This window comes from Paractinoplanes lichenicola (assembly GCF_016785085.1).
Lineage (GTDB): Bacteria > Actinomycetota > Actinomycetes > Mycobacteriales > Micromonosporaceae > Actinoplanes > Actinoplanes lichenicola.
The window spans coordinates 341884-356110 of sequence record NZ_JAENHO010000002.1; the positions used below are offsets into that span (position 1 = coordinate 341884).

General features: G+C 71.4%; 7 protein-coding genes. 5 read left to right on the forward strand and 2 right to left on the reverse strand.

The annotated features are described in order from the left end of the window. Window positions 1–84 precede the first annotated feature (84 nt). Window positions 85–2754: an nSTAND1 domain-containing NTPase gene (locus tag JKJ07_RS06195; RefSeq protein ID WP_202990267.1), complete on the forward strand. Its 2670-nt coding sequence runs from the start codon at window positions 85–87 to the stop codon at window positions 2752–2754. Here the strand turns inward: JKJ07_RS06195 and JKJ07_RS06200 are convergent. Continuing rightward, entirely contained in the window at window positions 2690–3283 is a 594-nt protein-coding gene (locus tag JKJ07_RS06200; protein ID WP_202990268.1) for a TetR/AcrR family transcriptional regulator, read from the reverse strand. The genes JKJ07_RS06195 and JKJ07_RS06200 overlap by 65 nt on opposite strands. An 84-nt stretch (window positions 3284–3367) precedes the next feature. On the opposite strand from JKJ07_RS06200, the gene JKJ07_RS06205 reads away from it, so the two are divergent. From JKJ07_RS06205 to JKJ07_RS06220, 4 genes are all read left to right on the forward strand, one after another. Beyond that, entirely contained in the window at window positions 3368–4315 is a 948-nt protein-coding gene (locus tag JKJ07_RS06205) for a ketopantoate reductase family protein (RefSeq protein WP_202990269.1), read from the forward strand. 122 nt (window positions 4316–4437) lie between these two features. Continuing rightward, window positions 4438–7053, forward strand: coding sequence for an AfsR/SARP family transcriptional regulator (locus tag JKJ07_RS06210; protein WP_202990270.1), 2616 nt, complete (start codon window positions 4438–4440; stop codon window positions 7051–7053). A 95-nt stretch (window positions 7054–7148) separates the two neighbouring features. Continuing rightward, window positions 7149–8825 (forward strand): hypothetical protein, encoded by a 1677-nt coding sequence (locus JKJ07_RS06215; protein ID WP_307834137.1) that lies wholly within the window; start codon window positions 7149–7151, stop codon window positions 8823–8825. Further along, on the forward strand, window positions 8822–9448 hold the full coding sequence (locus tag JKJ07_RS06220; RefSeq protein ID WP_202990271.1) for an alpha/beta fold hydrolase: 627 nt from the start codon (window positions 8822–8824) through the stop codon (window positions 9446–9448). The genes JKJ07_RS06215 and JKJ07_RS06220 overlap by 4 nt, the downstream gene beginning before the upstream one ends. A gap of 45 nt (window positions 9449–9493) precedes the next feature. Here the strand turns inward: JKJ07_RS06220 and JKJ07_RS06225 are convergent, their stop codons facing one another. After that, window positions 9494–13993, reverse strand: a complete 4500-nt coding sequence (locus JKJ07_RS06225; protein ID WP_202990272.1) for a LamG domain-containing protein — start codon at window positions 13991–13993, stop codon at window positions 9494–9496. Window positions 13994–14227: the final 234 nt, after the last annotated feature.

Here is a 14227-nt window from a genome sequence, read left to right on the forward strand (position 1 = left end):
TGCTCACCGCGGTCAGACAAACAACTCTGGACAACTCAGCGACAATGGACGATGGATGGCGCGGCATGACGGGGGAGGTCATGGATGCCGAGGCCCGAGCGACCCCTGGACGACGACGGCGGCCCGGTCGCTCAACTGGCCACCGCCTTGCGGCACCTGCGGGAGAGGGCCGGCAAGCCGGGTTATCGGCAGATGGCCGCGCGGGCGAACTATTCGGTGGCGACGCTGTCGGCGGCCGCGTCGGGCCGGAAGCTGCCGACGCTGGAGGTGACCCTGGCCTACGCGGCCGCCTGTGATGGTGACCCGGTGGAGTGGGAGCGGCTCTGGCGGGAGGCCGAGCGCCTGAGCGTGCGGGCCGCCCAGGACGAATCGACGGCGTACGGGCACGAAAGATCGCCGTATCCGGGACTGGCGATGTTTCAACCGGCGGACGCGGAGTTGTTCTTCGGGCGTGCCGCCCTGGTGGACGAGTTGGTGAGCAGGCTCGGCCGGAGTCGTTTCCTGGTGATTTTCGGTTCTTCCGGCGCCGGCAAGTCGTCGGTGGTGCGGGCCGGGCTGGTTCCAGCCTTCGCCGGCCCGGCGATGGTGCTGACGCCGGGCGAGCATCCGCTGGCGGAGCTGGCGGTGCACCTGGCCCGGTATGCCGGTGTATCAGCCGGCGGACTGCTGAGTGAGTTACGTGCGGATCCTGTACGAGCGCAACTGCTGGTTCGGCAGGGCGCTCCGGAGGCCGACCTTCTCGTGGTGGTGGATCAGTTCGAGGAGACCTTCGCGGCCTGCGCCGATCCGGCCGAACGGGCGGACTTCGTCACCGCGTTGCTAGCGATGTGCCGGGAACCGGACGGTCGTGCCCGTGTGGTGCTGGCCGTACGGGCCGACCACTACGCCCGCTTCACCGAGCATCCGCAGCTGCTGGCGGCGATGTCGGACGCGCACATGTTGATCGGCGGGATGAATCCGGCGGAGCTGCGGGAGGCGGTGACCGGACCGGCCGAGCGGCACGGCGCCCGGGTGGAGGGTGCGCTGGTGGCCACTGTCGTAGCCGAGGTCAACGGCTCGCCCGGCGCGCTGCCCCTCGCGGCGCACGCGCTGCGTGAGGCATGGCATCGCCGTCAGGGTGCGATGGTGACGCTGGCCGGCTATCAGGCGGCCGGCGGCATGGCGGGCGCGGTGGCGCACACCGCGGAGCGGGCGTACGCGCGATTGTCCGCGGCGGAACGACAAGTTGCCCGGCAGGTACTGGTGCGAATGGTCGACGTGGGGCCGGATGAGGTAATCACTCGACGGCGTCTCAGCCAGGCCGAGCTGGGCGCGATCGAGCGGGCGCCGGAAGTGATCGAGGTATTCGCGGCCGCCCGGCTGGTCAGCATGGACCGGGACTGTGTGGAGCTCGTGCACGAGGCGCTGATCCAAGCCTGGCCCCGGTTGCGCGGCTGGGTCGAGGAGGGCCGTGCCGGTCTGCGGCTGCATCGGCGGCTCACCGAGGCGGCCGTCGCGTGGGAGTCCCACGATCGCGATGAGGGCGCGCTGTACCGCGGCTCGCTCCTGTCCACGGTCGCGGAGGCGGCCGATACGAAGGTCATCGAGCCGGCCGGTACGGAGCGGGAGTTCCTCGAGGCCAGCCGGACATCGGCCGCCCGGGAGGAGCGCAGACGGGAACGCCGTACGCGCTGGCTGTTCACCCGGATCACCGTGGCCATGACGGTTGTCGTCACGCTCGCGGTCGGCGCGATCGTGTCCGCTCGCCGCGCCACAGCCGAGCGGGACCGGGCGACGGCGTGGGAGCTGGCGGCGGCCGCGCGAACCGAGCGCGAGAACGATCCCGAACTGGCGCTGTTGCTCGCGTCCCGGGCGTACGGACTCCATCCGGATGATCAGACCGAGTCGGTGCTGCGACAGGCCACGGCCGACGCCCAGGAGACTGCCACGATCGACGTGTCCGTCGCCCTGGCCGGGGCGCCCTCAGCGCCGAGTTCCTCGGCCGTGAGCGCGGACGGTCGCAGTTTCGCAATCGCGGACTTGAGCGGCGATCAGATCCACTGGTGGCGAACGGCAACGGACGAGAAGCCCGCCGTTGTGGAATGCCGGGCGCGGGATGTCACCTTGAGCAGCGACGGGAGCTTGCTCGCCGCCGACTGTGGTGAAAACGAGATCCGTGTCTGGCGGATGGGTGATCGACGACCGGCCGCCCGGTTCGGTGGGGCCGGGCCCGTGGCGATCAACCGGGACGGCACCTTGATCGCGATGTCCGACCGGGCGGGCGGTGTGCTGCTGTGGGATCCGGTAAACGAGCGGGCAGTACGCACGTTGACGGGCCGGGCGACTCAGCTCCGCTTCAGCCCCGACGGGCGGGAGTTGGCCGTGGCCGACGACGACGGCGCTATCCGGATCTGGCCTCCCGCCGGCCATGACGACCCGGTCGGAAAGGCCACGGCGATGAACTTCAGCCCCGACGGCAAGCTGATCGCCGGCATCGGCACTGACGACGTTCTGCGCGTGTGGAACACCGACGGGAGCGGCGAGGCCCTGACCTTCGACCATCCCGGCGGCGCAAGCCAACTCGCTTTCAGCGCCGACGGGCGGCGGCTCATCACCTTGCACGGCGCGAATGTCCGCTCGACCCCGTGCGAGGTGTGCGGCCCGATCGATGACGTGCTCGCGCTCTCCAAGCAGCTCACTACCCGGGATCTCACGCCGGAGGAGCGTGCGAGATATCTGCACGAGGACGGCGGAGGCCGGCCAGGACGAGGGTGATGACGCCGTCCGCGTCGGCTTGGTAGGTGGGGTGGTCGTAGGCGGCGCAGATGCCCTGGACGGCCATCATGACGGCGCCGGCGCCCACGTCGGCGCGGATGGTGCCGGCGGTGACCGCGGCGGTCAGCAGGTCGGTGATGACCTCGCCCAGGGCCTGCGCGCCCTCGGCGAGCGCGCCCGAGCGGGTGGCCATCAGCGTCGCCAGGGTGCGGGCCAGGCCCTCGTGCGAGTGCAGGTGGGCGACGAGGCCGCGCAGGAAGGACTCCAGGGCCTCGTCGGCCGGGAGGGTGGCTTGCAGCTCGCGGGCGCGGTCGCAGAGGGCGGCGAGCTCCTCGCGATAGACCGCCTCGGCCAGGGCCTCCCGGGTGGGGAAGTGGCGATAGAGGGTGCCGGTGCCGACGCCGGCCAGCTTGGCGAAGTCGTCGAAGCGCAGGTCGAAGCGGCCGTCGGCGAAGAGCTCGCGGGCCTTGGCGATCAGGGCGTCGCGGTTGCGGCGGGCGTCGGCGCGCAAGGGTTTGGCGTCGGTCACGGGGTCCTCACGTTGACAAGTGGAGACTGTCTCCATATTTTGGAAGTGGAGATGATCTCCAAATCTTAGGGCATGGGGTGCGGCGTGAGGATTCTGCTGTTCGGCCGGGGTGTGATCGGCGCGATGTACGGGTGGGCCCTGGAGCAAGCCGGGCACCACGTCGAGTTCTTCGTGCGGCCGGGGCGCTCGGCGGCGTACGGGGAAGCGGTTGATCTTGATCTGCTGGACGCGCGGCGGCGGCCGTGGGGCAAGCGGGTCGCCCAGACATGGCCGGTGCGCTGTCGCGAGACGCTGGAACCGGATCACGACTTCGATCTGATCGTGCTCAGCGTGCAGCATTACCGCTTCGCGGAGGCCGTGGAGTTTCTGGGGCCGCGGGTGGGCAACGCCACGGTGCTCGTCTTCAACAACCTGTGGGTCGAGCCGCTGACCGCGGTCGAGGGCCTCCCGATCGAGCAGGTGGCCTGGGGCTTTCCCGGGGCGGGCGGCGGTTTCGGCGAGGACGGCGTGCTGCGTGGGGCGCTGCTGCCCGTCGTTTTCCTCGGCACTATCGACAGGCCGTTGACCGAGCGCGATCGGGCCGTACGCGAGGTGTTCCGCGGGGCGGGTTTCCGGATCCAGGAGAGCGCCGACTTCCGGGGCTGGCTGGCGGTTCACTTCGTGCAGAACGCCGGCCTGCACACGCAGAGCCTGCGGCTGGGCTCGCTGGCCGGGATGACGACCAGGGACGTACGGGCGGCGATCCTCGCCATTCGTGAGCTGTTCCCGCTGCTCGAGGCGCGCGGCGTCGATCTGCGGCGGCACCGCGGCGAGCTGCTGCCCTTCACGGCGCCCCTCCGGCTGGCGGCCCCGGCCCTGGCCTGGGCGTTCAACCACTTCCCGCCGATGCGCCGGGTGACTCAGGCGCACGCCAATCCGGAGGAGCTGCGCGCGGTCTGCCGCGACACCCTGGCCGAGGCGCGCCGGCGGGGCGTGCCGGTGCCCCGGCTGGAAGCGGCAGAGCCGTATTTCACTAGTGAGAAGGCCGCCTAGCGGGCTGAGAGTTCGACCTGTCGTCGAGCGTTTTCATGGCGCCGATCGTCGCCGCCGCCTGTTGTCCAAGGTGTTGCCGCATTGTTGACACTCGATACGCTGAGGCCGTCGGGGGAGGTGCGGTGGAGTTTCGGCTGCTCGGGCCGGTCGAGATCGAAGTGGACGGTCGCTGGCTCGACGTCGGCCGGCCGCAACGGCGCGCCGTCCTCGCGGCCCTGCTGGTCGACGCCGGGCGGCTGGTGACGCCGGAGACCCTGATCGACCGGGTGTGGGGCGAGGCGTCGCCGCCGGGCGCGCGCCGCGTGCTGCACGCCCACCTCAGCCACCTCCGCCGGATGATCCCGGCGCCGCTGGTCCACCGCTCCGGCGGCTACCTGCTGGAGGTCGACCCCGACACGGTCGACCTGCACCGATTCCGGCGGCTGGCCGCGGATCCGGGCCGGGTCGAGCGGCTGCGGGAGGCGCTGCGGTTGTGGCAGGGCACCCCGCTGGCCGGGCTGCCGGGCGAGTGGGCGGCCCGGATGCGCCAGTCGTGGGCCCGGGAGCGGGTCGACGCGACGATCGTCTGGGCCGGCGCCGAGCTGCGGATCGGCCGGGCCGAGGCGACCCTCGGGCCGCTGACCGAGCTTGCCGAGGAGCATCCGCTGCTGGAACCGCTCGCGGCCGCGCTGCTGCGGGCGCTGCAGGCGGCCAACCGGTCGGCGACGGCGCTGGAGCACTACGCCGCCCTGCGGGAACGCCTGGCCGACGAGCTCGGGTCGGACCCGAGTCCCGAGGTGCTGGCCGTCCACCAGGCCTTGCTTCAAGGCGGCACCGTCGGCCCCGCGCAACTGCCGCCCGATCTGAGCGGTTTCGTCGGCCGGGCCGCGGAGATCGCCCGGCTCGACGCCGCGGCGGGCCCGGTCGTCGCCATCTGGGGCACCGCCGGCGTGGGGAAGTCGGCGCTGGCCGTGCGCTGGGCCACGGCCGCCCGCGGCCGGTTCCCCGACGGGCAGTTGTACGTCAACCTGCGGGGTTTCGATCCCGATGACGTGGTCGCGTCAACCGCCGACGTGGTGCAGGGCTTCCTCGAGGGGCTCGGCGTGCGGCCGGCGCAGATCCCGGCCGGGCTGGACGCGAAGATCGGCCTGTATCGCAGCCTGCTCGACGGGCGGCGGATCCTCGTCCTGCTGGACAACGCCCGGGACGCCGAGCAGGTGCGACCGCTGCTCCCGGCCGCCGCGAACTGCCTGGCCGTCGTCACGAGCCGGATCGACCTGACCGGCCTGGTGGTCTCCGACGGCGCCACCGGCGTTCCGCTCGACACGTTCACCGAGACCGAGGCGCGCGAGCTTTTCCGCAGCCGTCTGGGTGCCGTACGGGCCGACGCCGAACCCGCCGCGGTCACGGCGCTCATCGCCGCCTGCGCCCGTCTGCCCCTCGCGCTCGCCGTCGTCGCCGCCCGCGCCGCGGCCCGGCCCCGCCAGCAGCTGGCCGTGCTCGCGGCGCAGCTCGGCGACTCCGCGCTGACCGCCCTGGCCGGCGGCGACCCCCGCACCGATCCGCGCACGGTGTTCTCCTGGTCCTACCGCGCCCTCACGCCCGCCGCCGCCCGCATGTTCCGGCTGCTCGGCCTGCACCCGGTGCCCGAGCTGGCCATCGCGGCCGCGGCCAGCCTGGCCGGAGTCTCAATGGGTCACGCCGGTCCGCTGATGGCCGAACTGGCCGAGGCCAACCTGACCGCCGAGCCGCGACCGGGCCGCTGGACCGTCCACGACTTGCTGCACTCGTACGCCATGAGCCTGGTGGCCGGGGATCCGGCGGAGGAGCGGAACGCCGCGTACCGCCGGATGTTCGACCATTACCTGTACGTCGGGGACGCCGCCGCGCTGCTGCTGAACCCGCGGCGCGACACCGTCGAACCGGCCCCGCCCGCCGCCGGAGCCGTCGTGGCCGCCCCGCCCGACGCCGAGGCGGCCCGGGAGTGGTTCGCGACCGAACACGGGACAGTGGCCCTCGCGGTCTCCCTCGCCGCCGCCGAGGGCTTCGACACGCACGCCTGGCAGCTGGCACGCAGTTTGACCACATATCTGAACCATCACTCCCGCTGGACGGACATGACCGACCTGCACACCGTCGGCCTGGCCGCGGCCCGCCGCGCCGGCGACCGGCAGGGGCAGATCCACACCCTGCGCGACCTGGGCCTGGCCGGCACCCGCCAGGGCCGGTCGGCGGAGGCGTACGGGCAGTTCACCGAGGCCCTGGAGCTGTGTGCCGAGGATCAGGACGACCTGAAGTGGGGGCACACCCACCTCGACCTGGCCGAACTGGTCGGTGGGCAGGGCCGCTGGCAGGAGGCGATCGACCACATCGAGCTGGCGGCCACCGTCTACGAGATCGACAAGGACGGCGGCAACATCCCCGGGATGCTCGGCTCGTGCTACGCCCAGCTCGGCGACTACGACCAGGCCCTGATGCACTGCCAGGAGGCGCTGGCCCTGGCCAAGAAGATCGGCGACGGGTGGACCCAGGCCGCCACCTGGGATTCGCTCGGCTTCATCCACCATCAGCTGGGCGACTACGGGCAGGCGCGGGAGTGCTACACGAACGCGCTGACCCTCGTCCGGGAGACCGGCGACCGCTACCGCGAGGCCGACGTGCTCGACCACCTCGCGCCGTCCCTCGAGGCCGCCGGCGATCTCGACGCCGCCCGTGATGCCCGTCACCAGGCCGAGGAAATCCGCCGCCAAACCGTCTGATCCGGAACAGGTCGCACATCGTGGGCGCGGGGACGGATCGATGGGCGTGGCATAATCCCCGCTCGATGACGACGAATATTCACGTCGGTAACGACGTGACTACGCAGCTCGCACGGCCCGAGCCGGCCCTGTCGCCGCGGCGGCTCACCGGCTGGGTCGTCGCCGCCCTGGCCGCGGCCGCGGCTTTCGGCGTGAGTCTCTGGTCCGCGCTCAACAACGACGTGACCTACGCCCTCGGCGGCATGGAGACGGCCGGCAAGACCGGGGTCAGCGTGTGGGACGTGTTCGTGGCCCGCCCGGTCGCGTATCGCCTGTTGCTGGCCCTGCTGGACGCGCCCGTGACGGAGGCGCCGCTGCGGGTCGCGCACGCGGTCATCCGGTTCGAGACCGCGCTGCTCGTCGTCGGCGTCGCCGTCGTGCTGTTCTTCGGGATGAAGCGCTACTTGGACGTGCGGGCGGCCGCCGCCGTGTCCGCGGCCGCCGGCCTGGCGTTGATCATCGCGCCGCAGTGGCACTTCCTCGAGCCGGACTGGGTGGCCGCGATGTTCGCGGTGCTCGCGGTCGGCGCGGCCTGCGCACCCCGCCGGGTCTGGCTCGGCGCCCTCCTCGGCGGCTTCGCGGCCTTCCTGGCCATCGCGGTCAAGCTGGCCACCGTGCCGATCACCCTGCTGGCCCTGGTGCTGGTCGGCGTGCTCAGCCTGCGCCGCGCGGCCTGGGCCGGCGTGGCCGCCGCCGGTTCCACGGTGATCTGGTACGTGGCGACCAAGCACTTCCTGCCGTGGGAGTGGACGTGGCTCGACGACCAGGCCAACCTGGTCGCGGATTCGCCGATCCACCACGGGCTGCGCTGGGAGGACTTCCACCTGCTGCTCGTCGGGCTGGGTGACGTGGCCCTGCTGAGCCCGGTCGTGGCCGTGGCCCCGGCCGCCGCGGCCGCCCTGATCCGCCGCCTCCCGCCCGGCCGCCCCCGCTGGATCGGCGCGGCGGTCGCCGTGGTCGCCGGTGGGCTGTCGGTGGCCTCCGCCTACGGCCAGGGCGAGTTCTACATGTATCACTACGCGATCGTTCCGGTGCTCGCCGCCGCGGTCTGGGGCGTCGCCTTCGCCCTGTGCCCCGGCGCCCGTACGCCGTTGTTCGCGACCACGGTGCTCTTCGCCGTGGCGAGCTTCGTGCTGCTGGCCCAGTCGCCCGAGTGGCGCCTCGCCCACGTGACGCCGGTCTCGCTGAGCTACCTGGCGGTCGCCGTGCTCGCCGCCGTCGCCACCTGGATGCTGGAGCGCAGGGCCACGCCGCTCGTCCCGCCCCAGGCCGGCGCGGTCGCCCTGACCGCCGCGCTGGTGCTGGCCACCCTGCCCAACGCGCCCCTGGCGTTCAGCGGCTACAACTACGCCCGGTTCAACGAGAGCCCGTCCGCCCCCGGCTACGCCGCCCTGCGCGAGCGGATCGGCCCCGACACCCCGGTCTTCTACCTGGCCTTCGGCTCGATCAACTACCTGCTGCGCAACCCGTCCACGTGCCGCTACCCGTCACCGCAGTGGGTGCAGCGCGGCGCGCACTTCAAGCAAGTGCGAACCTTCCCTTCGTACGTGGACAACCTGCGCTGCCTGACCGAGGACGACCGGGCTCGTTACATGGTGCTGCAGCCGGGCTGGTTCCCGTGGAAGCGGGCCAGCCCCGAGGTCCGCACCCTCATCTCGAGCCGCTTCGACTGCTCACCCGAATCCCGCGTCCCGGCCCCCGACGGCCTGGTCGTCTGCCCCGCCCGCTCGTGACGGCCCTGGTCCTGCTGCACGGGGTGGGCGAGACCCACACGATGTGGGATCCCCAGCGCGAGGAGCTGGGCCGGCGTTTCCAGCTGCTGCTGCCCGACCTGCCGGGCTACGGCGACTCACCCGGTCCGTTCTCGCTCGACGCGGCGGTCGATGCCCTGCACGCCCTCGACCGCCCGGGCCCCGTCCATGTGTGCGGCCTGTCGGCGGGCGCCATGGTCGCGCTGCGCTGGGCGGCGCGGCATCCCGAGGATGTGGCCGGCCTGATCCTCTCCGGCGTTCAGGTGCGCCCGCCCCGGGCCTTGCTGGGCTTGCAGGCGGCAGTCATGCGCCTGATCCCGGCGCGGGTCTTCGAGGCGGACGGCGGCGTGACCAAGAAGCACCTGCTGCACGCGATGGCAGAGCTGGCACGCGCCGACCTGCGGCCCGATCTGGGGCTGGTGAAGGCGCGGACGCTGGTGGTGTGCGGCGCCAAGGACAGACTCAACCTGGCCGCGTCCCGGGCGGCCGCGGCCGGGATCCGGCAGGCCGAACTGCGGATCGTGCCGGAGGCGAAGCACCTCTGGAATCAGGATCTGCCCGAGCTGTTCAACCGCACCGTCACGGAGTGGGTTCAGGGCAAATGACAACGGCCCGCCGGGTTGTCCGGCGGGCCGTTCTCGTTGGCGGAGTTACGGCAGGTCGGGCAGGTATGCCACGTGCGCCCGGCCGTCCTTCGTGAGCCAGCTGACCAGGTTGGTCGGCTTGGCGGCCGTGGTGAAGGAGCTCTGTGCGGATTCCCACGTGCCCGCCGCGGTCCGGACGCGATGGGTCACCGTCGTGCCGGCGCCCGCCGTGTCGATGACCATCGAGCCGTCAGCGCCGCCCGCGGCGGAGACCGAGGTCGGGCCGCCGTTGTTGTCGAGCAGGGTGTATTGCCCCCAGACGTCGGTGCTGCTCATCGTGCGGTCGTAGACGCCGAAGCCGGGATAGACCGTCACCGAGTGCACGGTGTTGTCGGGCATGCCGACCGCCGCCACGTCGGTCAGGTTGCCCTGCTGATCGAAGCGGGTGTACGGACCCCACGTCCCGGCGGCGGAGCGGCTGCGGCTGTAGACGCCGTACCCGGGCAGCAGGGTCAGCACGTGGGTGCGGCCGTCCGGGGTGGCGGTCGAGGCGATCCGGCTGATCTGGGTGCTGGCGTCGAAGTTGGTCGCCGCCGACCAGACCCCCTCGGCGCTGCGGGTGCGGTTGTAGACCCCGTACGCGGGAAGCAAGGTCTGCAACTGGATGGTGCCGTCCGGCAGGGCCGCCGCCGCGAGGTCGGTGATCTGGGTGCTGAAGTCGATCTGGACGGCGTCACCCTGCCAGACCCCGCTCGCGCTGCGGGTGCGATACCAGACGCCGCTGCCCGCGACCATGTTGAAGACGTGCACGACCCCGTCCGGCGTACGGGTGATGGCGCTGGTGGTGATGGCCGGGTTGCTGTCGATCATCGACGGCGTCTTCGACCAGGCGCCGTCGGTCCCGCGGACCCGGTCCCACAGCGCGTCCTGGAATTCGGCGATCGGCCAGATGACCGTGTCCCACGTCTGCACCTGCGAGATCTGCCCCTTGAAGGAGTCGCCGTGGGTGCCCGCCGACTTCTGCGTGTCGCCGATGCGGAAGCTCTTGGCGGCCGACCACGGGGTGGTGGTGCGGGTGGTCGACGAGATCCGCTTCTCGTCGACGTAGAGCGTCATCTTCTTGGTCGACGCCTTGTAGGTCACCGTCAGATGGGTCCAGACGCCGAGCTTGGCGGTGTTGGGCGCCGAGACGGCGATGTCCCACGTGGCGCCGGCGTACGGCTCGTCGGCCCGCTGCATGCCGAAACGCCACGAGTTGTCGATCGCGGACGGCCACACCTTGAAACCGGTGCCGTTGACGCCGTCCTGCGAGACCACGATGCCCTCGTACGCGTCGGGTTTGGCCCACACCGAGACGGAGAAGTCGGCGTTGGTGGTGACAGCCTTGGCCGAGGTGGAGATCACGGTGCCGGCCGTGCCGGGGAACTCGGCGGCCGGGTCGAACAGGTCGCCCGAGGCCCACTCCGTGCCGCCGCCCCCGCTGGCGTGCAGCGTGCCGGAGGTGTCCTTGGCCCCCGCGGCGCCGATGGCGCCGGTCTCGGCGTCGTCGAGCTTCCAGGTGTGTGTCGGCGGGGTGAAGACCTGCCACGGCTGGGCCGAGAGGCTTCCGGTGCCGCCGTTCAGGTTGCCGACCAGCGAGCCGGTGACCTCACCGTTCTCGTTGACCGTCCAGAGATCGGCTGTCCCGTCGCCGTTGAAGTCGGCGGCACGCAGGGTCTGCTTCTGGCCGGTCTTGAAGTTCTCCGACAGCAGGTACTGGTCGAAGGTGAGGCCGGTGCCACCCGCCCACAGCACGTCGTTCCAGAGGTAGAGCTTGCCCGTGGTGGCCTGCCAGAGGAACAGGGCGGTACCCGTCGTGGTCTGGGCACTGGTCAGGGTCCAGGTGTTCCAGTCCGTGCCCCCGGTGGGAGTCAGCTGGCTGAGCTTGGCCGACTGGTTGAACTGACCGGTTGCGCCCAGGGCGGGGTGGTAGGTCAGGCGGTACCCGTCGGGATCCTGCAGCACCCCGAGCAGGTCCGGGCCGAGCCACTCCGCGGTGTGGGCTCCGGCGTTGACGAGCTGGAGCAGGCTGCTGCCCTCGGGGTCCTCGTTGAGGAAGATCGGCTCGATGGTCTGGCTGTTGCTGTCCAGTTCGGACTGGATCACCGAGCCGTCGCCGTTGCCCCGCAGGATCACCGCGGTGCCCTTCGAGTCGCTGCGGCCCACGACGCCGGTGGGGTAGAAGGCCAGCAGGTCCTGCAGGCCGGTGCCGCCGAAGTGCCCGGTGATGACGTCGGCGGTGTTGAAGTCGGCCGGTACGTCGTTCTGACCGGCGCCGTGCGCGCCCAAGTTCGCCGCGATCGGCGCGATCTGGCCGGTGCCACGGCCGGTGGAGGTCCACACGCCGGCCGGCAGCTTGTTCTTGCCGCCGACCACGGTCAGGTCGGCCAGGTTGTCACCGGTGAGGTCGCCGTCGGCGGCCACGGCGGCCGGGTCGGCGTTGAAGATCTCCTGGGTGGCCGCACCGACGTTGCCGCCGGCGCTGAGGCTGGTGACGCTCAGCGTGTTGGTGAACCGGGTCGGCTTGAGGTTCTTGATCTCGGCGGTGCCGTTGGTCGCGGCCACCGTGGCGTACGGGCCGCCGTTGAGCTGGTAGAGGTAGCTGGTCGGCACCGGCGTGACGACCTTGCCGTTCTCGTCGACCGGCGGCTTGATCCCGATGGTCAGCGGCACGGCGATCTGCGGGGTCACGCCCTCCGGCATCGCGATGATCGGGTTGCCGGGCCGGGACGCGTCGAACTTGAAGCGGCAGGTCGCGGACGGATCGCTCCACGCTTTGTAGTCGGTCGCCCGGACGTTCCACTCGAAGGTCGCGATACTGGTGCCGGCCGCGGCCTTCAGCGTCTTCATCGGAATCTTGAGGACCGCCGTGGAACCGGAGGAATACCAGAGCAGGTCCGGGTTCGACCGCGCGAGCACGGTGCCCGAGGCGCCCTGCTTCCAGAGTTTGAACTCCACGCCGAGCGCGTTCTTGTTGCGGTCGGAGACCGGGGCGTACAGGGTGACGTCGGTCTGCCCGACGATCGTGGGAGAGGTGGCGCCGCACGAGGTGGCCGGCGAGGTCTTCATGCCGGTCGGCTTGTTCGGCTGGTGGTTGTAGGTGATGGCCAGCGTCGGGCTGGTCTGGAGGAACTCCTTCCAGCCGTTGGTGTCCGACTCGCTCGCGGCGGCCAGCGCGAACGTCTGGACGGTCTTGTTCGCCGCGACGGCGGCTTCGATCGCGGGCTTCACGTTGAACGGCACGCCGTCGGCCGGGCAGGAGGAGTTGTAGCCGTTGGCCACGGTCGCGTAGGCGACGACCGAGCCGAGGTTGTTCACCCAGGCGTTCCAGAAGGCGTTGGCCTGGGTCAGCACCGGGGTCGGGGCGTGCAGGTTGACCCGGGTGGGAGTGCACGAGTACGCCCAGGTCTGCGTGATCTTGAAGGTGGCGGTGTTGATGTCCGCGTCGCGCAGGGTGGCGATGGGGAGCACGTAGTTGATGAACGTCCGCGACTTGATCTCACCGGAGTTGCCGACCTGCATGCGGCCCCGGGGGTCGGGAGTGGAGTTCCAGTATTTGGTCTGCGGGAAGTCGGCCGGCAGGGTCGCCCAGCCGTAGCGCGCGCCCGCCGCCGGTGACCACGCGAAGGTCGGGTCGAGATAGACCGGGTATCTCGTGGCCGCGCCGGTGAGCAGGCTCTTGTCCGGAGTGAGGGTGATCTTGCCCGGCTTCACGGCGGCGGCCAGGCGGGCCTTGCGGGCCGACGAGCCGGGCCCGCGGGTGGTGGACGTGGTGGCTCGCGCCCCGGCGGCGGCCTTGGCCGGGGGAGCGGAGTCCCACATCATCGGCGCCGGCGCGGTGAGCACCGGGCTGCCCCAGCGGTCGTTGCCGACGAGGTTGCCGTGGGCGTCCGCCTCGAGCGTGAGCCCCTTGGTCCTGGTGCCGAACGACAGCTCGGCCAGGGCCGGGTTCTTCGCCGCGGCGGCGTCGCGGACGACGAAGACTTCGGCGAAGCCGCCGGTGGCGAGGGCCGTGACCTGCAGATCGACGCCGGGCAGGACCGCGCCGTAGGTGGCGGTGGCGCCGTCGACGGCCGGTTCGGGCAGCGTTACCGGGGCGGTGAAGGCGGCGTTGACGCTCGCGTCGCCGACGGTGGCCATCGGCCCGGTGCCGCCGCCGGAGAGCCGCAGCGGCGTCAGGGCGACCTTGGGCGACCAGGTGCCGTCGGCGTTGCGGGCGAGCGTGGCGTCGAGCTCGCGCCAGGTGTCCCCGACCCGCTTGCGGGCCGGCACCGCCGACTGCTCCAGCGTGACCGTCCCGTCCGGGTTGGCCGTGCTCTTGGACGTGGCCGTGGTGGCGCCGGTCGCCTCGACCGGCTTGCGGGTGCGGCGGGCCTCGGTCAGCGCCCCCTCGACCGAACCGGTGTCGTCGGCGGCGGCCGGGGCGGGCGTGGGGGCGGGCGGCTCGGCGGCCGCGGGCGACGCCACGGATATGCCCGCCAGCAGACCGAAAATGGTCAGAGCGGGCAAAATGCTAGATCTCTTCATGTACGCGGACCGCCCCCGTGAGCATCTCAATGCTGATCGTGTGGGGCGCAGCTTAAGGCCGTCCCGGCCATCGATGTCCATCCCGCGTGCGGACAGTCATACATCTAAATATTTCTGTTATCAGATCTTCATCAAGCGTTGTATCCATCCGGTTCGGAATCTGTCAGTGTCCGTTCGCGACCACTCGATCATGGGTCGCCGGGCGTGCTGTGCCCGAACGGGGAGGAAGAGATC